The organism is Chryseobacterium metallicongregator, assembly GCF_031324065.1.
Classification (GTDB): Bacteria; Bacteroidota; Bacteroidia; order Flavobacteriales; family Weeksellaceae; genus Chryseobacterium; species Chryseobacterium metallicongregator.
The window spans coordinates 21,750-44,958 of sequence record NZ_JAVIXS010000017.1; the positions used below are offsets into that span (position 1 = coordinate 21,750).

General features: G+C 36.2%; 21 protein-coding genes. 9 read left to right on the forward strand and 12 right to left on the reverse strand.

Annotation, left to right across the window (positions count from 1 at the left end; translation table 11 throughout):
• Nucleotides 1–65: 65 nt before the first annotated feature.
• Entirely contained in the window at nucleotides 66–1,655 is a 1,590-nt protein-coding gene (locus REB14_RS17690; RefSeq protein WP_309522862.1) for an ABC-F family ATP-binding cassette domain-containing protein, read from the reverse strand.
• A gap of 50 nt (nucleotides 1,656–1,705) precedes the next feature.
• Nucleotides 1,706–1,840 carry a hypothetical protein gene (locus REB14_RS17695; protein WP_262487978.1) on the reverse strand — a complete coding sequence of 45 codons (135 nt, stop codon included), beginning with the start codon at nucleotides 1,838–1,840 and terminating at the stop codon, nucleotides 1,706–1,708.
• A 213-nt stretch (nucleotides 1,841–2,053) separates the two neighbouring features.
• On the opposite strand from REB14_RS17695, the gene REB14_RS17700 reads away from it, so the two are divergent.
• The 4 genes from REB14_RS17700 to REB14_RS17715 all read left to right on the forward strand — a co-directional run bounded on the left by REB14_RS17700 (nucleotide 2,054) and on the right by REB14_RS17715 (nucleotide 5,221).
• Nucleotides 2,054–2,608, forward strand: coding sequence for a phosphoribosyltransferase (locus tag REB14_RS17700; RefSeq protein WP_034697447.1), 555 nt, complete (start codon nucleotides 2,054–2,056; stop codon nucleotides 2,606–2,608).
• A gap of 152 nt (nucleotides 2,609–2,760) precedes the next feature.
• The gene (locus REB14_RS17705) at nucleotides 2,761–3,339 is read left to right on the forward strand and encodes an adenylate kinase (RefSeq protein ID WP_079240761.1); all 579 of its coding nucleotides are present in this window, start codon (nucleotides 2,761–2,763) and stop codon (nucleotides 3,337–3,339) included.
• A 64-nt stretch (nucleotides 3,340–3,403) separates the two neighbouring features.
• Nucleotides 3,404–4,387, forward strand: a complete 984-nt coding sequence (obgE, locus tag REB14_RS17710) for a GTPase ObgE (protein ID WP_079240760.1) — start codon at nucleotides 3,404–3,406, stop codon at nucleotides 4,385–4,387.
• A gap of 342 nt (nucleotides 4,388–4,729) precedes the next feature.
• Nucleotides 4,730–5,221 carry a DUF6438 domain-containing protein gene (locus REB14_RS17715; RefSeq protein WP_079240759.1) on the forward strand — a complete coding sequence of 164 codons (492 nt, stop codon included), beginning with the start codon at nucleotides 4,730–4,732 and terminating at the stop codon, nucleotides 5,219–5,221.
• A gap of 57 nt (nucleotides 5,222–5,278) precedes the next feature.
• Here the strand turns inward: REB14_RS17715 and REB14_RS17720 are convergent, their stop codons facing one another.
• Nucleotides 5,279–6,997, reverse strand: coding sequence for a T9SS type A sorting domain-containing protein (locus tag REB14_RS17720; protein ID WP_079240758.1), 1,719 nt, complete (start codon nucleotides 6,995–6,997; stop codon nucleotides 5,279–5,281).
• A 12-nt stretch (nucleotides 6,998–7,009) separates the two neighbouring features.
• Nucleotides 7,010–8,155: an autotransporter outer membrane beta-barrel domain-containing protein gene (locus REB14_RS17725; protein ID WP_309522863.1), complete on the reverse strand. Its 1,146-nt coding sequence runs from the start codon at nucleotides 8,153–8,155 to the stop codon at nucleotides 7,010–7,012.
• A 634-nt stretch (nucleotides 8,156–8,789) separates the two neighbouring features.
• On the opposite strand from REB14_RS17725, the gene REB14_RS17730 reads away from it, so the two are divergent.
• Nucleotides 8,790–10,094 (forward strand): DEAD/DEAH box helicase, encoded by a 1,305-nt coding sequence (locus tag REB14_RS17730; protein WP_079240756.1) that lies wholly within the window; start codon nucleotides 8,790–8,792, stop codon nucleotides 10,092–10,094.
• 46 nt (nucleotides 10,095–10,140) lie between these two features.
• Here the strand turns inward: REB14_RS17730 and REB14_RS17735 are convergent, their stop codons facing one another.
• From REB14_RS17735 to REB14_RS17770, 8 genes are all read right to left on the reverse strand, one after another.
• Nucleotides 10,141–11,286, reverse strand: a complete 1,146-nt coding sequence (locus tag REB14_RS17735) for a hypothetical protein (RefSeq protein WP_309522864.1) — start codon at nucleotides 11,284–11,286, stop codon at nucleotides 10,141–10,143.
• A gap of 3 nt (nucleotides 11,287–11,289) precedes the next feature.
• On the reverse strand, nucleotides 11,290–12,057 hold the full coding sequence (locus REB14_RS17740; RefSeq protein WP_079240754.1) for a TatD family hydrolase: 768 nt from the start codon (nucleotides 12,055–12,057) through the stop codon (nucleotides 11,290–11,292).
• A 5-nt stretch (nucleotides 12,058–12,062) separates the two neighbouring features.
• Nucleotides 12,063–12,584, reverse strand: a complete 522-nt coding sequence (locus REB14_RS17745) for a DUF4269 domain-containing protein (protein WP_309522865.1) — start codon at nucleotides 12,582–12,584, stop codon at nucleotides 12,063–12,065.
• Complete coding sequence (locus REB14_RS17750) at nucleotides 12,585–13,535, reverse strand: GSCFA domain-containing protein (protein ID WP_079240752.1); 951 nt, start codon at nucleotides 13,533–13,535, stop codon at nucleotides 12,585–12,587. It lies immediately after the preceding gene.
• 73 nt (nucleotides 13,536–13,608) lie between these two features.
• Entirely contained in the window at nucleotides 13,609–14,580 is a 972-nt protein-coding gene (locus REB14_RS17755) for a polyprenyl synthetase family protein (RefSeq protein ID WP_034697588.1), read from the reverse strand.
• Nucleotides 14,581–14,682: 102 nt separating this feature from the next.
• Nucleotides 14,683–15,825, reverse strand: coding sequence for an inorganic phosphate transporter (locus REB14_RS17760; protein ID WP_079240751.1), 1,143 nt, complete (start codon nucleotides 15,823–15,825; stop codon nucleotides 14,683–14,685).
• A 13-nt stretch (nucleotides 15,826–15,838) separates the two neighbouring features.
• Entirely contained in the window at nucleotides 15,839–16,477 is a 639-nt protein-coding gene (locus REB14_RS17765; protein WP_027374906.1) for a DUF47 domain-containing protein, read from the reverse strand.
• Nucleotides 16,478–16,628: 151 nt separating this feature from the next.
• Nucleotides 16,629–18,335 (reverse strand): DEAD/DEAH box helicase, encoded by a 1,707-nt coding sequence (locus tag REB14_RS17770; RefSeq protein WP_079240750.1) that lies wholly within the window; start codon nucleotides 18,333–18,335, stop codon nucleotides 16,629–16,631.
• A gap of 227 nt (nucleotides 18,336–18,562) precedes the next feature.
• Between REB14_RS17770 and REB14_RS17775 the strand changes: the two genes are divergently transcribed.
• Genes REB14_RS17775 through REB14_RS17790 form a run of 4 tightly spaced genes read left to right on the forward strand, consistent with a single transcriptional unit; the run spans nucleotide 18,563 to nucleotide 23,196 of the window.
• Nucleotides 18,563–19,873 carry a TolC family protein gene (locus tag REB14_RS17775; protein ID WP_079240749.1) on the forward strand — a complete coding sequence of 437 codons (1,311 nt, stop codon included), beginning with the start codon at nucleotides 18,563–18,565 and terminating at the stop codon, nucleotides 19,871–19,873.
• Nucleotides 19,874–19,876: 3 nt separating this feature from the next.
• Nucleotides 19,877–21,145 (forward strand): efflux RND transporter periplasmic adaptor subunit, encoded by a 1,269-nt coding sequence (locus tag REB14_RS17780; protein ID WP_309522866.1) that lies wholly within the window; start codon nucleotides 19,877–19,879, stop codon nucleotides 21,143–21,145.
• A gap of 48 nt (nucleotides 21,146–21,193) precedes the next feature.
• Nucleotides 21,194–21,943, forward strand: a complete 750-nt coding sequence (locus REB14_RS17785) for an ABC transporter ATP-binding protein (protein WP_079240747.1) — start codon at nucleotides 21,194–21,196, stop codon at nucleotides 21,941–21,943.
• Nucleotides 21,944–21,966: 23 nt separating this feature from the next.
• Nucleotides 21,967–23,196, forward strand: a complete 1,230-nt coding sequence (locus tag REB14_RS17790; RefSeq protein ID WP_309522867.1) for an ABC transporter permease — start codon at nucleotides 21,967–21,969, stop codon at nucleotides 23,194–23,196.
• Nucleotides 23,197–23,209: the final 13 nt, after the last annotated feature.

Sequence of the window (23,209 nt, forward strand, 5' to 3'; positions counted from 1 at the left end):
TAGCATTTCGCAGAAACCTCATAATATTTAGATTCCTACGGAATGACAAAGTATGAATATAGTTCTTAATCCAACAAAACCTCACTATTCACACCAATCTCTTTCAGGAAAACTTCATCATGCGAAATCACCAGCAGAGTTCCGTGATAATTTTTGATAGAACTGGTGAGAATTTCTACATTTTGCAGATCTAAGTTATTGGTTGGTTCATCAAGAATAATCATATCAGGTGTCTTATTGCTGATTGAAAGTCCGCAAAGAAGCAACCGCAAACGTTCACCTCCACTCAGTATTCCACATTTTTTGTCCCAGGTATCTTTCCAAAACAAGAATCTTGACAATAATGTTTTCACTTCAGATTCCTGTAATGCACTGTCATTGAAAGTCTGAACAAAATCATAGAGAGTTGAATCATTATCAATCAGAGAATACTCCTGATCGATATAGATACTGTTGAATTCTGCCCTTGTTATTTTCCCCTCCGAAGGTTGAATACTTCCCAACAAAAGCTTGATCAGCGTAGTTTTTCCGGAGCCATTGGAACCTTTAACTGAGATTCTATCGCCGCTTCGCAACTCAAGGCTGATATTTTCTTTCCAGAGTTTTTCCTTTCCATAATTGAAGTTAATAGCTTCAGCAGCCACAAGAATTTTTCCTGAATGCAGATTGGAATCATTAAAATTCACTTTCATCTGATCCGAATTTTTTAAAGAGTAACGCAGGTCTCTCAAATCATCGGAAATCCCACTGATCTTCTCAGCATGTACACCTTTAAGTTTTGAACTGTTTTTTTCAGCATTATTCCGAAGCGTATTCATCATAATTCTCGCTACTCCTGATTTTTCCTGCTTTCCTTTACCTCTTGCATCCAGCTTTTGCTTTCGTTCCAAGGTTTCCCTTTCCTTTTCTTTTGCCTTTTTCAAAGCTCTTTCTTTTGAATGGATATCATTATGCAGTGCTTCTTCCTCCACTTCTTTCTGTTCGGCATAAAAATCATAGTTTCCACCATAAGTTGCAATTCCCTGATTGCTTAATTCGAATATGGATTCCACAAGATTGAGCAAAGTACGGTCGTGGCTTACGATAACCACTGTTGCATCTGTTTTGTCAATAAGATCATACAGGAGCTTCCTTCCCTCAAGATCTAGATGATTGGTAGGTTCATCCAATATGATACTATCAGGTTGGCTGATCTGAATTCCGGCAAGAAAAACTTTGGTCTTCTGCCCTCCACTCAGGCCTTCCAGTTTTTGAGTTAATTCAAAATTATCGAGTCCCCAATGTTCCAAAGCATGCTGACATCGTTCTTCAATATCCCAGTCGTCATTGAGCATTTCAAAATACATTTCGTCCACCTCTCCTTCGATGATTTTTTGGAGAGCGTGAAGTTTCTGATCTATTTTCAGACATTCAGCAATGCTAAGATGATTACAATTCCCGAACATCTGAGGAACATAAAAAATATCACCATGGATATTGATATTGCCGTTTAAAGGCTGTATTTCGCCAGCAATCATTTTCAACAGGGTTGATTTCCCCATGCCGTTGCTTCCCACCAAAGCTGATCTGGTGTGAGATTGTATTGTTAAATTGATATGATTAAATAGAAGATTTCCTCCCGGAAACCCAAAGGATATATTTTGCAGTAAAATCATGATTTCTTTCTTAATAAAGGTTGAACACCGGTAACATCTTCGTTACCGTTTTATTGAGTCTGAAAGAAATGATATCCTACATGTCTGTATTTTTGGGTTTTGAAAGAACAAAGATAGTCATTTTTCTGAATATCTGCTTTTTCATCGATAATCAGGACATTTATCATCCTTACCTTATTCATCATTTCAAACACCTGCTTTTTAAAATACTTTCCTGAATCCTTTTTTTAAGGCTATACCATTCTATCCCGCTAAAAAGCTTATTGTTATTATTATTTAAACAGACTTCATCAGGAGATTCAATTTTGCGATCCCGAACCCCTTAAACTTTCAAACTGATAAAAACAGGAAAGTATTTTAATCAAAAATCCGTAACTTTGCCAACTACTAAAAATTTTATGGAAAGCATTAAAGTTCACGACAAAACTTTCGTTCCTTATTTAAAGGATGCCGAAATTCAGGAAATTGTAAAAGAGACAGCGCTAAGAATTTATGAAGATTACAAGGATGAAGTTCCTGTTTTCATTGGGGTTTTAAATGGAGTGGTGATGTTCTTCTCTGATCTTTTAAAATATTACCCGGGAGAATGCGAAATTGCCTTCATTCAAATGAGTTCTTATGTAGGAACTGAATCTACAGGGATCGTTTATCAGAAAATGGAGCTTACTAAAGAAGTAAAAGACCGTCACATCATTCTTGTAGAAGACATTGTAGATACAGGAAATACGGTTGAAAGTCTTTTCAAATATTTCAAGGAAACACAACGTCCTAAATCTATAAAGCTGGCTAGTTTCTTATTGAAACCTGAGATTTATAAGAAAGATTTCAAACTGGATTATATCGGAAAAGAAATTCCTAATAAGTTTGTACTTGGATACGGACTGGATTATGATGAGTTAGGAAGAAACCTACCGAATTTATATCAGTTGGAAGACGGACAAATCAACCATTAAATGCTGTTGGCTATTAGCTGATAGCTTTTAGCTTAAAATTATATAAAGAAATAAATTTAATAATAACTTAAAAAAGCTGAAAGCAAAAAAGCAAGCCGCCAAAAGCCACAAGCCAGAAGCAAAATGCCCATTGCTGGAAGCGTATCAACATTATGATAAACATTGTTCTGTTCGGCCCTCCAGGAAGTGGAAAAGGAACACAAGCTCAGAATCTAATCGAGAAATTCAATTTAAAACAGGTTTCAACAGGTGATCTTTTCAGATACAATATGAAAAATGACACTGAACTTGGTAAATTGGCTAAGTCATACATCGATAAGGGAGAATTGGTTCCGGATCAGGTAACAACAGATATGCTGATCGACGAGATCAAAAAACCTACTGATACCAACGGTTTTATTTTTGACGGATATCCAAGAACAACTGCTCAGACAGAAGCTTTGGAAACAATCGTTAAAGAAGTACTGAATGATGAGATTGACATCTGTCTTTCATTGGTAGTAGAGGACAATATTTTGGTTGAAAGACTTCTGAAAAGAGGTGAAACCAGCGGAAGATCAGACGACAGCAATGTAGAGATCATCGAAAACAGAATTAAAGAATATTATACCAAAACAGCAGAAGTTGCCGAGCTTTATAAGCAGCAGGGTAAATATGTAGAGGTAAACGGTGTTGGAGAAATTGATGAGATTTCCCAAAAACTTTTCGCTGAGGTAGAGAAAATTAAATAATCGAGATTCGGGATACGGGATTCGTATTTTCGTCCCGTAGCTCGCAACTCGTAACAAATACTATATGTCTAACTTTGTAGATTACGTAAAGATCCATTGTAAAAGCGGACACGGAGGTGCTGGTTCTGCCCACCTTCGCCGTGAAAAGTATATTCCTAAAGGTGGTCCTGACGGTGGCGACGGAGGTCGTGGCGGACACGTCATCATGAGAGGAAATGCTAATGAATGGACTTTGCTTCCACTCCGATACACCCGTCACATAAAAGCAGAACGAGGTGAAAACGGAGCGAAAAACCAGCTGACAGGAGCTGACGGTTCTGATATTTATATTGATGTTCCAATTGGGACTATCGCTAAAAATGAAGAAGGTGAAATTATCGGGGAAATTCTTGATGACAAGCAGGAAATCATTTTGATGCAGGGAGGAAAAGGTGGAAAAGGAAACGAACATTTCAAATCCTCTACCAACCAGACTCCAAGATATGCTCAACCCGGAATGGATGGTGAAGAAGGCTTTGTGGTCTTCGAACTTAAAATTTTGGCCGATGTAGGACTTGTTGGATTTCCAAATGCAGGAAAATCTACACTTTTAGCATCTGTTTCTGCGGCAAAACCAAAAATTGCCAACTACGCTTTTACCACTTTAACTCCTAACCTTGGGATTGTAGATTACAGAAATTACAAATCATTTGTAATGGCTGATATTCCCGGGATTATTGAAGGAGCTGCAGAAGGAAAAGGCTTAGGACACAGATTCCTGAGACATATTGAAAGAAACTCTATCCTTTTATTCTTAATTCCGGCTGATTCTGAAAATCATTTCCAGGAGTTTAAAATTCTTGAAAATGAATTGAAAGAATATAACCCAGAATTACTGGATAAAGATTTCATTGTTTCTGTTTCAAAATCTGACCTTTTGGATGATGAACTGAAAAAAGAAATTGCAGCAGAGTTCCCGGAAAACAAACAGCCTCTGTTCTTCTCAGGTGTTACAGGAGAAGGTCTTATGGAGCTGAAAGATGCCATCTGGAAACAATTGCACGGATAGAAATACATTGATTTATCAGTTTTATTTTGAAAATAGAACTGCATCATAAAGAAACAGTCTCAGATTTACTCTGAGACTGTTTTTATTTATACAATTTCTTCCACTCAATATTTTAAACCATTAAGAAAGATGTAAGAAATAAAGTATAGTTAAGATGAATCATTCTGATTTCTTAAGCATAAGGCGAAGCTTACCTTTATATTCTAACATCTTAATACAATCTTAATGGTTAAAAAAGCAAGGGATTAAACAAGTTTCCTTTTTTATATTTAACATAAAAACATAGTAAGATGAATACTTTTGGAACAATTATTGGGAGACCTTCTTAAATTGAAAAAAACTATGAAATATTTGCTAGCCATTTGTGCATTTGTGTTTTTGACATCCTGTACAACTTCTCAAAAAGTCAATTCAAAATATACTACAATTGAATATGAAGCAACTCCCTGCTTTGGATTCTGTCCAGTTTTTAAAATGACAATCAATCCGGACAGAACTGCAGTTTTTGAAGCAGAACATTTTAATTTTAACGATAAACCTTCAAAAGATGAATTTTCCAAACCCCGTGAAGGAACTTTTAAAGGAACCATTAAAGAAGAAGATTACAATAAATTAATCAGTTTACTTGATGGCTTAAATGTAAAAGGTTTGAATGATAAATACGGTGAACACAATATTACCGATCTTCCAACGTCATATTTAAGAATAAAATTCGCTAATGGAACTTCAAAAAATGTGGAAGATTACGGAAAACGTGGTAGTGAAAAACTTTCGGAAGTGTATCAGTTTTTTGAGAATTTAAGAAAGAACCAGGAATGGACTAAAGTGAAGTAATTTTGCTCAATTATAAAAATGGCTGCCTGATAGGCAGCCATTTATTTTTAACAGATTTTATTTCTTAATAAACTGTTTGGTCATTTTTCCGTTTTTCGTTTCAATGATAATAAGATATACACCTCCAGAAAGGTTTCTTACATCTACTTTATTATCTTTTAAACTGACTTCAATTCTTTTTCCAGAAATATCATATACTTCAACATTATTTATTTTTGCAGCAGCAGTAATAGTCAGGAAATCAGATACAGGGTTTGGATATACTTTGATATCACTGTTAGTTTCCACTCTCTCTTTCTTATCCAACTCTAAAAACATTTTTACAGGAGATGGTTTTCTATATGCTGACCTCGATAACTTATCCTCTTCTTTGCTACAAGGAGCTATAAAACCATAATATGAGGCATCATTATCAATAAAAGTACCTGGTAAAAGATTAATACTTTCTCCAGCCTGCATGGTTATATTATGTTTCCCTTGTAAAATATATTTATCTTTTGTCGTTATTGTTTCTGCTATTTTGTAGTAAAAAGACATATTCGGTTCCGAGAAAAGGGTCAGGTTTCCTACGCAGGGATAATATCCTTCAAATCCGGATTTATCATGTATAGGAACGATTTGAGGCAGCCCATAACTTGCAGATGCTTTCAGTAAGCTTACGGCATTCATATCTACACTCATAAACGAAGTATACACATCAGGATTTATGACTTTTCCAAGATATGATTTAGACTGTCGGCTAATATAAACATCCCCGTAGATATTCCTCTGAATCCCAGTAGCTGAAGAAGAAGTAATACTAGATGGATCATGAAAAATTTTCATATATTGAACGTTCGAAGAGGTTGAATTAACGAGGTCTACTGCATATATATGTCCATAACCAAGAAATAATACGGATGCATCTCTATTAAATTCAGGCAGGTAGGCTTTCAGTCCTTTTACATGCAGAAAAAAATCATTTGTAATCAATCCGGTAGATGCATTGAATGAATATACCTGATTAAAGAAATAAGTGTCCGGAACATTTCCCGCATTAAAATCTCCCCAAAAAGAAATACCTACAAGGTTAGAATAAATTGGATTGTTAATCTTAGGAGAAGCTTTAATACTGTAATATCTACCAGACCCTAAATTTAACGGAAGACTCAGGTTACTTACAATAGGCTGTCCATTACTAAATCCATTACTATCAATCTTGTAGGCATAAATATCCGAACCATTAGGTATTAAAACCCAAAAGTCTTCTTTATTGGAATGAGCCACAACAGTTACCGCTTCCGAGAACAACTCATTTCCGGATGGATTCAGGACTGAAATATTTTTTTTATCCTTTACAACATCACCTAACGGCGCTCCATCAGCGCCGATACCTCCTAAAGTCATATCAACAATTGAATAATTAATCGCAAACTGTCCGAACGCGTTTTCACCCGTAATAAAAACATAATACTGATTACTGTCTGCCGGATTTTTAACAATAGCCAGCTGCTGTGCACTATTATTATTACTAGGAGCTAAAGTACCGTTAGACATAATTTGGTGTTCCCTATTCCATACTGTTTGTCCATTCATATAGAAAAGCAGTTTCCCGCTGCTATCACTTATAGTACCGCATGCTTCAGAAGCTTCCATCTCACTGTTGCTTAAACCTACAGCAGCAGAAGCTGAGAAATTAACAGCCGCCTTATTTCCAAAATACCAATTATCATTTTCTTTCTGAGAAAATAAAAACAAAGGTATAACCAATATAAAAACTATATAAAATCGTTTCATATATTTATTTTATTATTTCACTTTTTGTTCAAGAGCTTCTATTCTTTTTTGTTGCTCAAGGGTATATAATGTCAGTTCTTCAATCTTTTTAAGCAAAAGAATGTTCATTTCTTTAAGTTCAATTCCATTTTTAATAGCTTGTTCTGTAGTAGGAACTTCAGGTAAGTGACCATTTTTATCAATAAATTTAGCTAAGTCATTCAATGGCATCAACTTGTAATCTTTTTCAAAAACATAATCTGCCCAACCGTTATTATCAGCAATATCTACTTTCACTTTTTCAGTTCTGATGCCATCTTTTACAAAAAGCTTATATTTCTCTCCATCCGGAGCAACTCCATCAGCAGGGAGCTGATTGGTAAATTCACCAATTCCTATAGTACCATTGTTTCCTACGATCCAGTTTCCAATATTCAGTTCATTTTGGGGATCAGCCATATTATACGGTGTTATATAGTTTCCTATGAAAATGTTATTACTTCCCGAGGTAATTAATTTAGCATTAGAAAAGCCAAGATTGATATTATGAGATCCATTGACAATAGACCTGAAAGATTCTGCGCCTACAACTGTATTATTATTTCCGCTATTAATGTACCGTAATGCACTTACGCCCAGCGCTACATTAAAATTTCCTGTCAAAGAACCTGATGCCATTGCAGCCTGCCCTATTCCTATATTATAGTCTCCTGTTTTAAATGACTCCAGAGCATTCATTCCCAGAGCTGTATTGCTGTTGCCGGATACCGTGCCTCTCATGGAATTAAATCCTATGGCAACATTCATGGTTCCATTGGAAAATAAGGATAGTGCATTCGTTCCCACTGCAGTATTTCCACCTCCCTCGGCAAGCTGAGTAAGAGCACCCATGCCAAATACAGCATTGTTAGCAGTACTTGTAACATCCATTCCACCTCCAAAGAATAAATTTTTATCCCAGATCTGTCCTGCTGCTGTTACTCCGTGAAAAATAAATCTTCCACCCGGAGTAATTCTCATTTTTTCAGCATTATTGGTTTTAAAGATTAATGACTGGTTGTCCGTTGTTCCGATAAAGTTGGTGGTTGGATTGGTTCCTGTATTTCCAGTAAGATTCCAGGATTGCGCACTCGCTTGGATACCTACAACAGCTGCAAGTAAAATGATTGTTTTTTTCATGTTTAATAGTTTTGTAAAAATTAATAGTAAAAAACGATCCGGCAGATTACCAGATCTTTTATGATTTTAGTGTTAAAGATTTTTTAGGTCAATCACATCCGAAATATAAATATCTTACTCCAATATAGATATACTTTTTCCTAGCCTGTTCAATTTCATTTTGAAGGACATGTATTTTTAAACCAAATTCATATTAGTTTAAATTTCAATAAAATCAGAAAAGTATTTGGACTAGATTCCGGATACTGGTTTTATGTCTCCGGTATATGCCGTAATAGAATACTGGCTTCTAAACCTGCAATATCTGCAGGTAAAATGGTTATTTTTCTCATGGTTTTAGTTTTATGATATTCCAAATATAGATAACAAATAAGTATTGTCTATTATATAATTATCCTGAAACATTACATATTTATAGATTTGTAGTACTATCTGACAATATAATTCTAATGAAATAGATAATATTCTAAAAAACCTTCAATGCATCGGTGCAGGGGATTATCTTTACTTCTTTATTTGGTAAAGACTACCAGTTTAAGAGAACAAGAATATCTTAATTTTTTTTAAACTACCTTTGCAAAATGTAATTCTTTCAGACTGAAGGAATTTTTATTTAAATTTTAAAATAATTCATTTGAATTTTACAGACTTAAACTTAATAGAACCTATTGCAAAAGCAATCCAGGAGCAGGGATACACGACTCCTACTCCTATCCAGGAAAGATCTATTCCTGATATTTTGGAAGGCAGAGACTTTTTAGGTTGTGCGCAGACAGGAACAGGAAAGACAGCAGCTTTTTCCATCCCTATTCTACAGAATTTATCCAAAAATAAAATTCCCAATAAACATATAAAAGCGTTAATCCTTACTCCAACCAGAGAACTGGCTATTCAGATTGAGGAAAATATTAATGCTTACGGTAAATATCTTCCATTAAAGCAACTTGTTATTTTCGGAGGAGTAAAACAAGGAAATCAAGAGGCAGCCTTGAGAAAAGGCGTTGATATTCTGGTGGCAACTCCGGGAAGACTTCTGGACTTTATTGCCCAGGGAATCATCAGCCTGAAAAACCTTGAGATTTTTGTTCTTGATGAAGCAGACAGAATGCTGGATATGGGATTCGTACATGATGTAAAAAGAATCATTAAACTTTTACCTCAGAGAAGACAGACTTTATTCTTTTCAGCAACAATGCCTGGTGAGATTCAAAAACTGGCTAATTCTATCCTAAATAATCCTGTGAAAGTGGAAGTAACACCTGTTTCTTCTACCGCAGATACCATCAAACAATCTGTATATTTTGTAGAAAAAGACAACAAACTGAACTTGCTTTCTCATATTCTGCAAAATGATATTTCAGACTCTGTATTGGTTTTTGCAAGAACGAAACATGGTGCAGATAAGATTTCCAGAAAACTTCAGAAGGATAATATCTCCGCAGAAGCTATTCATGGTAATAAATCTCAGAATGCGAGACAGAACGCGTTGAACAACTTTAAATCCGGAAAAACAAGAGTTCTTGTTGCGACAGATATTGCAGCAAGAGGAATTGATATTGATGAACTGAAATTCGTTATCAATTTTGAGCTTTCTGATGTTTCTGAAACCTATGTACACAGAATCGGAAGAACAGGAAGAGCCGGAGCTGAAGGTAATTCTATATCTTTTGTAGACGGACTTGATCTTTTGAATTTAAAGAATACCGAAAAGCTAATTGGAAAGAAAATTCCTGTGATCAAGGATCATCCGTTCCATACTGATGATCTGGTAGCACAGAAAAGGGATTCCAATAACAAACCTGTAGCTGCAGGGGGTGGAAAACCTAAAACAGGTAATGGTAACACTTCAAGACCAAATAACAACCGTAAAAAACCTTCTGCGGGAGCTTCGGTAGGGTTTAAAAAACCTAAAAATAAGAATTTCACCAGAAAAAAATAAAATAAAAGTCCTTTTCTTTGAAAAGGACTTTTTTATTGATCGTTTATTATTCTATTCTTTGTTTTGTATAGCAGTAACCTATAATACAAAATGGTAAACAAGCAGCCAGATAGGTGGTAGAAAAGAAATTATTCTGGTAAGAAAACCCTAAAGTGAAATACTGTTCACTTACAAAACTCAACATCAGCAAAAAAAGAATATAGGCTGAAAAGTAAAATACTGTTTCTATTTTTTTAACATAGAAGGAAAGGATGACCGACAGTATCATAAAGAACAGCATAACAAATTTATTGCTTTGTCCCTGAAGATTAAGAGGATTATATTGCAGCATATGCTCCATACTTTTGGCAGGCAGCAGAACGGATGCCAATAAGATTGCTACCGTTAATAAAAAACTTAATCCAAATTTTATTTTATTTTTCCAGCACGTTTTCAAAAAAGGATGTAATAAAAAGATAATCAAAGGAATGATCACTACGCTTCTTGTAAGACATAGAATTCCTATGCATATTCCCAGCAGAAAGGGTCTTTTAAAATAATCATCTTTAAACATTCTGTTCCAAAAAAGAATAAAGGCTGCAACTGTAATAAAGGAAGAGATAAAATCACTCTTACAGACCACTTCATAAATATAAGCCAGGGAAATACCTAACATTCCTATCGCAAGAAATCTATGAAAATTGCTCCTAAATTCTAAAAAGATAACACAGGAAAACAGTAAAAAGATTGCAACCTGAAGGTAGCCGACATTCCCTAAAAAATAAAAAACACTTGACAAAAGCAATTGCCCGGGAAGATATGATGATAAATTCCCCATGAAATTTGGAGTATCATAGATGTATTCTCCTTTTACCCAATGTTGCACAGAAAATTCTAACGTTGCCCACCTGTCAATATTCATTTTGTAAGGATCTTTCATCACATGGCACATCGCAATGTAAGCAATCGTTATAAAAACGATAAGAAGATATACAGATTTCCTGGTCCATAATTTTTTCAACCAGGACCATTTTCCTAAAGAAAACAACAATAAATTTCCCCCTGAAAAAAGAATAATTAAAATAGTAAGAGGAACAAAAGATTGTCTGATTCCATATTTTGTCAGAAATAAAAGATTAATGATGAAATAAACAGCAAACAGCAATATGCCATTCAACCTGTTGCTCCTAATAAAATTTAACAGGGCACTCATTAATTATGGGATTTGAAAAATGTTTTTAGCATTTTCTGTCGTAATACGGTCTATCTCAGAAAAATCTTTTCCATAGATATTCACCAGCTTTCCGGCAACCAGATCAAGATAAGAGCTTTCATTTCTTTTTCCTCGGTGCGGAACCGGAGCCAAATATGGAGAATCTGTTTCCAGAACAATTTTATCCAATGGAATTTCACTCAGAAACTGATCTATTTTCCCGTTTTTAAAGGTTACTACTCCACCGATCCCTAAAATAAAATTAAGGTCAATAGCGTGCTTTGCCTGTTCCAGATTTCCTGAGAAACAGTGGAAAATACCTCTTAGTTTAGGATGTTTCTTTCTTTCCAGTACTTCAAATGTCTCATCGAAGCTTTCTCTTGTATGAATAACAATGGGAAGGTCTCTTTCTATGGCCCAGTCAATCTGCTGTTCAAAAGCTTTTACCTGGATATCCAGTGTTGTTTTATCCCAATACAGATCAATTCCGATCTCTCCTATTGCCGGAAAATGTCTCTGATCAAGATAATTTTTTACGATTTCAAGTTCTTTTTCCCACGATTCCGGCTTTACATAACAAGGATGTAATCCCATCATTGAAAAAATCTGTCCTGGATATTCTGTTTCCAGTTGCAGCATTTTTTCATGCGATTCAGAATCGATAGCAGGAAGATAAAATTCTGTAATTCCCTTATCTAAAGCTCTCTGAATGGCTTCTTTTCTGTCTTCATCAAATTCTTCTGCGTATAGATGTGTATGTGTATCAATCATTTTATTTAAAATTTCAATAGATCTTCGTAAGGGTTTTCAAGTCCCAGCAATAGTCCGAAAGCCGGCTCCGTTTTTATTCCCTGTTTTTTAAGTTCTATTATTTTTTGTCTAAATTTTTCTCCTTTTTCCTGTAATATTTTGTATTCAGCAATCATATGAAGATATGCATTCTGCTCTTTTGTAGGCTTATTTTGCCCAAAAATCTCAATAGGAAACCCGTCAAGCATAAAATTTAATGTAATGCATTTCTCACCGTTTACAATGGGATATTCCACTTCTACATCATGAGGAATAAGCTGACAAAATAGTAAATCGTCCAGAAAATCCTGATCATATTTTAAATCCACCTCGAAAATAAGATCCAGATCACTTCCTTTGATATCAATCTCAATAGGAACAGTTCCTGCCAAAATTGGAGAATAATCTTTCAGTTTCTCAAAGACACGATACTTTGTAAGAATTTCGTACGCTTTTTTCTGTCTTTCATTACCATCTTTCAGATAGTCAATTCTGGTGAAATCAAGCATTTAAAATATTTTATGTTTTACTTTTTTACGCTGTACTTCAATTCTCTGATCCAGTTTTTCTCTGAATTCGATAAACTTAGGATCTTTCTTATCACTGGTTTTATGTTCCAGAGCTCTCATAATCTTAAAGTTTTCTTTGATAAAATTCTGGGTTTCTTCTGAAAAATAAGATTTTCCAAACTTCTCAAAAATATAATTAACCGCCTGTGTACTGGGATGTATCATATCTTCTTTGTAAAAACGATAATCCCGGAGATCGTCCATTAAAATCTCATAAACAGGTAGATAATGACAGTCTTCAAACATTGAAATAGACTCATGGATAGCAGTAATCAGCTTGGATTTGCTCAATTGATTTTCCACCATTCCGTCTTTCGTATGCCTTACAGGTGAAACTGTAAACAGGATTTGTACTCCTTCTTTGCAAATATCCTTAAGGTCCAGAATAGTCTGGTAAATTGAAGTGGTGAGCTCCTGATGGGAAAGCAGTCCTTTTTCAAAAAACTTTTGCGGAATCTTGTGACAGTTGGCCACCAGTTTTTTCTTGGGAAGAAATTCATAGATAAATGAAGATCCGTAGGTGATAATAATCCAGTCAGCTTCCTGAAGGAAGGCATTTCCCGCTTCAATCGCTCCATTAATCTTATCTAAGGTCTGATGAATATAACGGGTATCAAAACTGGTGTGATGATCCAGAGAAATATATTCTTCGTTGTAAGTGATCAGTTCCTCTTCTTCATAAAATGCAGAATCATGTAATCTGTTGACTGCATTATTGATGGAAAAAGGATTAAAAATAGTCCCAAAAGGGTTGTTGAGGGTCTGAAGTTGTCCGTCATGCAGCAAATCTGTCATTTCAGAGGCAAAACATGATCCTATTGAAAATATTTTATCTTCAATCTCAATTTTCTTTTCTGATGCAGGAATATCAACTTCTGTTCTGAATTTCATTTATAAGGGATTAGGATTTAGGTATTAAGGCTCAGGCTATCTAATTCCTAAGCCCTAATACCTATAACCTTATTTAACTTTCTCTTCTCAACAAATAATTTGCCAGTTCGATAAAAGGTTTTTTCTTTTCTTCCGGAACATCAATTTTCTGAAGATAGCTTTGTCCGATCTCATTATGTTTTTCAATCAGACGTAATGCTTTTTCATCTACTTTTGTTCTTCTGAAGATCTTTTCTACTCCATATACTTTATCAACATTTTCAGTCTTCTTAGAATACCAGTAGTCCAGTTCTTTTCTTTCTTCATCAGTAGCATGCTCTCTTGCTAGCAGATACAGAACCGTTTTCTTGTTCTCATAAATATCTCCTGCATGTTTTTTCCCAAACTGTGCCTGATCTCCAAATACATCAAGATAATCATCCATGATCTGGAAAGCAATTCCGATATGTTTTCCGAAATTGAAAATAGCTTTTGCATCTTTAAAATCAGCTCTTGCAATCAAAGCTCCGATCTCAAATGAAGAAGCACTTAAAACTCCGGTTTTGTAAGTAATCATTCTGATATAATCATCAAAAGTAACATCTTTCTGAGTTTCAAAATTGATATCATACTGCTGTCCTTCACATAAAAGAAGTCCTGTGTGGGTAAATATTCTGATACATGCTTTGAAAATCTCAGGTTCAAGATCTTCAAAAAACTTATAGGCTTTCAGCATCAGTCCGTCTCCGGAAAGAATCCCGACGTTAAGACCGTGTAAAGTATGAATGGTAGGTTTGTTTCTTCTTAAAGGAGCTTCGTCCATAATATCATCATGGATCAGAGTGAAGTTATGGAAAAATTCGATAGCCAATGCCGGCTTGATTGCCTGCTTAAGATCTCCTCCGAACATATCACATGCCATCAGCACCATAATAGGACGAAGGCGTTTCCCTCCATGGGAAATAATATAGTTCATCGGATCATAGAGCTCCGAAGGTTTATCTTTAAAAGTATATTTAGTGATGGCATCTGCAACAATTTGCTGGTATCTGTCTAAAAATTCCATAAAATCTTATAATTTGAACAAAAATACGATTTTTCAAGGCTTTATAAAACAAAAAACTTTGCCCAAACGGACAAAGTTTATATAATTGTATGATTTGTTTTTTTAGAAAACGAAGGTTACCACAAGATAAGTAATTGCAGCTACTATTGCAGAGATTGGAATGGTTAAAACCCAAGCCCAAAGTAAGCTTACGGTGATTCCCCATCTTACCGCTGAAATTCTTTTCGTTAATCCTACCCCGATGATAGAACCTGTAATCGTGTGTGTAGTAGACACAGGAATACCGAAGTGGTCTGTAATAAATAAGGTAATAGCACCTGCAGTTTCTGCACTTACTCCTTCTAGTGAAGTTACCTTAGTAATCTTCGTTCCCATTGTTTTGATGATCTTCCAACCACCGCTCATGGTACCTAAACCAATTGCAAGGAAAGAAACCAACGGAACCCAGATATAATGCTGCGCAAAATAATCAAAACGTTCTGCAGAAGGAATATTCAAATACTGTGCATCCTGAAGCATATTAACGTGATAATAGATTACTGCTGCACCAATGATCCCCATTACTTTCTGAGCATCGTTCAAACCGTGTCCTAAACTAAACAGTGCTGATGAAGCCAGCTGTAATCTTTTGAAAGACTGATCTGCTTTGTGTGGGTTTGATCTTTTATAAAGGTGTACGATAATCAGGGTAATGATGATCGAGATAATCATCCCTATGATCGGTGCCATGAAAATGAACAGGAAGATAGGAATTACTTTATCAAACTTTACTACACCCTGTTGTGTTACCTGGCTGAAAGCTTCTTTAATGGTATCCCACATCCCAAGCCCGGGTTGTGCTGCAGCTACATCATGATAATCCATCATGAAAGCGTGCATAAGAGCCGCTCCTAAGAAACCTCCGATCAGCGTATGTGAAGATGATGAAGGGATCCCGAACCACCATGTCAAAAGGTTCCAGGCAATTGCGGCAATAAGGCCGGAAAATATAACCTCAAGAGTGATAAAATTTTCATTAACTGTTTTGGCAATTGTATTACCAATTTTGAATTCTCCAATAATGTAAGCAGCAATAAAGAAAGCTGCAAAGTTCCAAAGTGCCGCCCAAAGTACAGCCTGGAATGGAGTTAAAACTTTTGTAGAAACTATAGTTGCAATTGAGTTGGCAGCATCATGGAAACCATTGATATAATCGAAGATCAGGGCCAGCGCAATAATAACTACAAGTAAAATCGGAAATTCCATTTTTTGCTATGTATTAGGCGTATTTAATCATGATGTTCTCAATCGTATTGGCAACGTCTTCTGCTTTGTCCGTTACAATTTCAAGGTAGTTCAATACAGATGAAACTTTAATAATGTTGATGGCATCATTGGTTTCAAATAATTCTACCATTGAGTTGGAAAGCAAATCGTCAGCAATATTCTCAATAGAGTTCACCTTAATGCAAGCTTCTTTCACCTGTTCCATATTTTTGAACCCTTTAAGGTTTTTCATTGCATTCTGAATTTCAAGACATGCTTTGTGGATTAGTAAAGAGAAGTCTGAATAAGCCTTCATCTCAGGTGATTTGTAAAGGAAAATATATTTTGTGGATGCGTAGATATAATCAGCGATATCATCAAGTCCTGTTGCCAGTGTGTGAATGTCTTCACGGTCAAAAGGTGTAATGAAGTTCTTCCCTAATTCTACGAAAATTTCGTGAGTAAGTTCATCATTCTTGTGTTCAAAGTCGCTCATTTTCTTCAACATTGAATCGTCGTTAAGATCGAAATCCTTGATTCCTGTGTTGAATTCTTCTGACATTGCAACTAGATTTTCAGTTACTTTTTCGAAAAGTACAAAGAAGATTTTATCTTTTGGTTGAAAAGCGTGGAAAATATTACCAATTCCCATTGTTTAGTATTTATAATTCGTGTGCAAATTTCTTAAAAAAGGATTGTACGTGAAACTATATAACATTAAGTTTTGTTAACATTCGCTTAACTACTGATTATCAAATAAAAAAACCGGCATTAATGCCGGTTTTGTATGGTATAAGAAGAGATTAGTTTGCTACTTCAGCTCTCATATCTTTTCCTTTGAACTTCATCGATTGAATATTGCTCAAAACATTGTCTTTGAACGATTTTTCAACTTCGAAGAAAGAGAATTTCTCAAGGATCTCGATATCACCTATTTCAGCTCTTTTCTTGCTTTTTCCGCCAGCAGTAGCCTTGTTGATAATATCTAAAACATCAAGCTTCTTCAAGTGGTCTTTTTTACCAAGGTTGAAGAAAAATCTTACCATGTTTTCATCTCTTCTTCTTGGTTTTCCGCCACGATCTCTGTCTCTTCCACGCTCTCCTCTATCTCTGTCGCGACCTCTATCTCTATCTCTGTCTCTGTCACGTCCACGATCTCTTCTTGAGTAGTCGTCATCTCTGTTGCTTAATTTCTGCTCAACAAGGTCATGCTTGTCTTTGTAGTATAAAGCAAGATCTTTCAACTGGAACTGTAGAAGCTGGTGTACCAGCTCTTCTTTTGTAAAGTTGCTCAGATCCGGGATTAAGCTATCATCAAATTCAAAAAGATCCTCGTGCTCCGTCAATAGTTTTTCGAATACACCTCCTACCTGAGCTTTGATAATATCTTCACCTGTAGGGATAAATCTTTCGTTAATTTCAATTTTTGTTGCAGATTTGATCTGTTTCAGCTTTCTGCTTTCTTCAGGCTTGATTAAAGCCATAGAAATACCATCTTTTCCAGCTCTACCTGTTCTACCGCTTCTGTGAACGAATACTTCAGGATCATCTGGTAAAGAGAAGTGAATAACGTGAGTTAAAGAGTTTACATCCAATCCTCTTGCTGCCACGTCTGTCGCTACAAGAATATCAATGTTTTTCAATCTGAATTTCTTCATCACCGTATCTCTCTGTGCCTGAGAAAGATCACCATGAAGAGCATCAGCTGCATATCCGTTCTGCATTAAGAAATCAGCAACCTCCTGAGTTTCCATTCTCGTTCTACAGAAGATAATGGAGTACTGGTTAGGGTTTGCATCAATAAGTCTCTTCAATGCTTCTTTTTTCTGACGGTATCCTACAACATAGTATTCGTGAGTAATGTTCTTCTTCACTTCGTTGATAGAACCTACTGAAATACGGTGTGGTTTTGTAAGATAATTTTTGGAAATTCTCTCCACTTCTTTATTCATCGTTGCAGAGAATAAGAAAGTTTGTTTCGTTTCCGGAGTTTCGCTTAGAATGGTTTCCAATTCATCCTTGAATCCCATAGAAAGCATTTCATCAGCTTCGTCTAATACTAACCAATGAATCGCAGAAAAGTCTAATGCTTTTCTGTTGATAAGATCAATTACTCTTCCCGGAGTTCCCACGATAATTTGTGGTTTATCCTTCAAAGATCTCATCTGCTCTACAATACTACTTCCACCATAAACCGCAGTTGTCTTGATGTCTTTCATATACTTAGAGTAATTCTTTATGTCCTTCGAAATCTGAAGACATAATTCCCGTGTCGGACAAAGCACCAATAATTGGATTTTGCGACTCGTATCGTCAATCATATCCAAAATCGGAAGCGAAAACGCTGCTGTTTTGCCTGTCCCTGTCTGCGCAAGTGCGATCAAGTCGCGAATATCTGAAAGAATAAAAGGGATAGTCTGTTTTTGGATTTCTGTTGGGCTTTCGTAACCCAGTTCGCCAATTGCCTTAAGGATATCAGGACTTAAATTGGTTTCCGTAAATAAATTCATTAACTATTTTAAAATTTTTGCAAAGATACAATAAATATTTGATTTGTTTTTGAATAAATTTTTAAATATGCAAACTTAAATTCACAATCCTTTAATATATTTTTAATTTTTGGAAAATTAAATCTAAAAAAACAAGGTTTGGGTTAAAAAGTTGTTAAACATTATTTTTTTTTATTAAATTGGATTGATTTTTTCTGTGTTATTTATGAATTTTCAAAAATAAAGCCATGAAAAGCAAATTTTTCTTTTTGATATTCTCGTGTATACTCGTTGAAATATTTGCCCAAACACCCAATTATCCGTCCGCCTGGACTCTGGAAAATTGTATTGAATATGCCAAAGAAAATAATATTTCCATCAATTCCCTCAGGCTTTCAAAAAATTCTGCCCAACAGGATCTTCTTCAGGCAAAAGACGCCAAATATCCTAATGTAAGCGGAACCGTTTCACAAGGACTTTTTGCTCTCAATGGAAGTGAAGGACTTCACATGACCGGAGCACAATCCCAAAGTATCGGAGCCAATTCTTCCATGACCCTTTATCATGCCAACTATATTAAAAACAATGAAACTTCTAAGAATCTTCTCGTGCAAATGGCAGATTTGTCTGTACAGGAATCCGAAAATAATATCACACTCAATATCACCCAGGCCTATCTGAATATTCTGATGAACCAGGAAAACATCATTTCCCTTGAAAATGTTCTGAAAACCACCCAAACTCAGTTAAAACAAGGTGATCAGCTGTATAAAGCCGGAAGCCTTTCCAAATTAAATTATCTTCAGATCCAATCTCAAGTCGCCCAGGATCAGTACAACCTGGTAGCCGCCCAGAACAATCTACGGACCAATACTGTTAACTTAAAACAAATCCTGCAGCTGCCTTCAAATTATGATTTTCAAATTGTAAAGCCAGACAGCATTATCGTAGATGATCAATTGAAACCCTTACAAGATGTTCAAAATCTGGCACAAAATCAACGTCCGGAAGTAAAATACAGTGAACTGAATGTAGAAAACTCCAATACCAATCTGAAGATGGCTAAGGCATCTATTCAACCTACTTTGAGTTTAGTTGGAAACATTTCCACCAATTATTCTAACGGAAATGGAAATTATTTTAACCAGTTGGGAAACAACTTTTATATGCCCATCGGATTAAGCCTTGGTATTCCGATTTACAACAACAGAATTTACAAAACACAGATTGAGAAATCAAAAATCGCCATTGAACAAGCCAATCTTGACTTACAGAACACCAAAACGATCCTGAATCAACAGGTAGAACAGTCTTATATCAATCTTCAGAATGCATTGTCCCAATACGATTCATCTTCCCAGCAAATGAATATCAGCAAGCAGAGTTATGATATCGTGAATGCTCAGATGAAAATCGGAAGCATTGATTATGTACAACTTCAACAACAACGATTGCTTTATATACAGTCTGTTCAGAATTATCTTCAGGCAAAATATACAGCAATCCTCAATAAACAGATCTACGAATTTTACGCAGGTAACCCTATAAATCTAAAGTAAGCTATGAAAACAAAGAATAAAAAATGGTTGTACTGGGTTGTGGGCGGCATCATTGTAACAGGTGCAGTCTGGTTTTTCTTCATTCGGGAAAAAGAAATAAAAATTCAGATGGAAACAGTGAAGCCTGAAATGGGAGAAATTTCAAATTCCATTACGGCTACAGGAACTATTCAGCCTGTAGATACGGTTGCAGTGGGTACTCAGGTATCGGGAATCATTAAAAATATTTATGTTGACTTTAATTCAACCGTAAAAAAAGGTCAATTACTGGCCACTTTAGATCCGGATCTGCTTCAGTTTCAGTCGGAGCAAATCAAAGCCAACCTTCAAAATGCAAAAAGCAATCTTGCTTACAATGAAATCAATATCAACAGACAGTCACAACTGTACAAAGTGGGTGCTATCAGCAAGGCAGATTATGATGTTGCCACCAATCAGTACAATGCCGCAAAAGCGCAGGTAGGTTCAGTGAATGCTCAGCTTTCCACCGCCAATAAAAATCTGTCGTTAACTAATATTTATTCTCCCATTGACGGAACGGTACTCAACAGAAATGTAAGTGAAGGACAAACTGTGGCTTCAAGCTTCAGTACTCCTACCCTTTTCAGTATTGCCAAGGATCTTACCAAGATGCGAGTTCGGGCATCAGTGGACGAAGCAGATATCGGAAATGTAAAAGTAGGCCAGAAAGCCACATTTACAGTAGATGCTTTTCCGGATGAAACTTTTGACGGTGAGGTTTCGGAAGTTCGTCTTCATCCTACCGTTTCATCAAATGTTGTGAATTATACCACCATCATTAATGCAGATAATTCAAGCTTAAAACTGAAGCCGGGAATGACAGCCAATATCACAATTTACACTCAGGTTTTAGACAACATTATGAAAATTCCGGTAGCGGCTACGAGTTTCAGACCTGACAGCCTGGTGATTAAAAAATATAAAGTAAATGCTTCGTTTGCCTATGGTAAAAAACATGAAAAAAGACAAGGTAAAAATCAAAACAAAGGAACTGAAAACAAAAACGAAGCGGCGGTATGGGTGATTGCAAAAGACAGTACCATTTCCCGTAAAAAGATAAAAACAGGAATGGATAATGACACCGAAATACAGGTTGTTTCAGGGTTAAATAAAAATGACAATATCATCACCGGCTATAAAGTTCTGTCGAAAAAATCTTCCGGTGGACAGGCCAAAAGCCCTTTCATGCCTCAAAGAAGAGGTAGTGGAAACAACAGAAACAGCAGTGGCGGTGGCAGCGGACCAAGATAACAAGAATTTTATACTCCTAATCAACCAGCAAACCTAAAACAAAAAGTCATGGCAGAAAAAATTCTGGAGATCATGGATCTGAAAAGAGAATTCAGGATGGGCGAAGAAGTTGTTCATGCACTGAAAGGCGTAACATTTACAGTGGAAAGAGGCGAATTTGTTACCATTATGGGAAGCAGCGGCTCAGGAAAATCCACCTTACTGAATATTATTGGCTGTCTGGACAAACCTTCAGGAGGAGATTATATTCTGGATGGTGTTAACATTAAAAATCTTGATCGTGATGAACTAGCTGTTCTCAGAAATCAGAAAATAGGGTTTGTATTTCAGTCTTACAATCTACTTCCCAGAACTACGGCAAAGGAGAATGTAGAACTTCCACTTCTTTATAATTCAAAAATATCTACAGAAGAACGCCACAAAAGAGCCATAGATGCTTTGACTGCAGTAAAACTAGAGAGCAGAATTGATCACCTCCCCAATCAGATGTCTGGAGGACAACAGCAGAGAGTAGCTATAGCCAGAGCTTTGGTAAATGAGCCTGTGATGATTCTTGCAGACGAAGCCACAGGAAATCTGGATACCAGAACATCTTATGAAATCATGGCACTTATGCAGGATCTTCACCATCAGGGACGAACCATTGTTTTTGTAACCCACGAACCTGATATTGCTACTTTTAGCAGCAGAACAGTAACGCTTCGGGACGGAAAAGTGATTAAAGATGTTAAAAACGATAATATAAAATCAGCCAGAGAAGCCTTAGAAAATCTTCCGGTAAACGACGATTATAAATAATTTTAATCTGAAAATTTATTACAATGAACCTCTCAAACCTCTTCAGGATTGCCTGGAAAGCCCTTTTAAGAAATAAGCTTCGTGCATTTTTAACCATGCTCGGTATTATTATTGGTGTGGCTTCAGTGATTGCAATGACCGCCATTGGAGAAGGTTCAAAAAAAAGCATCAGCGACCAGCTTTCTTCGATGGGCTCTAATATGATTACCATCCGTCCGTCCAGCAATGTGAATGTTTCAGGAGGTGCCAGAATTGGAGCTTCCGGATTACAAACACTGCGGCCACAGGACGCAGACGCCATTTCAAAAGGAGCTCCTGATGTTTCTTACGTCTCCCCTGCCGTACAAACCAACGGACAATCCATCAACGGAGCGAATAACTGGCCTACTCAACTACAGGGCGTGAATGAGGAATATTTCAGCATCAGAGACTGGAGTATTGCAGAAGGCAATCTTTTCACCAAAAAGGATGTCACTTCATCTAATAAAGTTTGTCTTCTCGGACAGACGGTTTACAATAATTTATTTCCCAACGGTGAAGATGCTGTAGGAAGCATCATCAGATTCAATAAAGTTCCGATGAAAGTAATTGGAATTCTGGCTTCAAAAGGATCTAATGCCTTCGGGCAGGATCAGGATGATGTAATAATCGCCCCGTTCAATACCGTTCAGAGAAGATTTTTAGGAATTACCTATGTTCAGACCATTTATGCCGCTTCTTCGAATGAAAACACTTCACAACAGGCTACAGATCAGGTTTCAGAAATTCTGAGAAAACAGCATAAACTGCCTGCAGACGGAAATAATGATGATTTCAGCGTAAGAACTCAGGCGGAGCTTATCTCAACCATGAGTTCTACCAGTCAGCTTCTGACTGTACTCTTATCTGCTATTGCCGGAATTTCCCTTATTGTAGGTGGAATCGGAATCATGAATATTATGTACGTTTCTGTCACAGAACGAACCAAAGAAATTGGGTTGAGAATGTCTATCGGAGCAAGAGGAAAAGATATCCTCTACCAGTTTCTTATTGAAGCGGTACTGATCAGCATTACCGGTGGAATTCTTGGGGTACTTTTAGGCATCCTGTCTTCGGAACTGGTTACTTTTTTCCTTTCATGGCCTACTTTTATTACAGAATCTTCCATTATTGTTTCCTTCATTGTGTGTGCTGTAACAGGCGTATTTTTCGGATATTACCCGGCGTTGAAAGCTTCAAAACTAGATCCGATCGAAGCATTGAGATATGAATAGTTTTTGTACATTT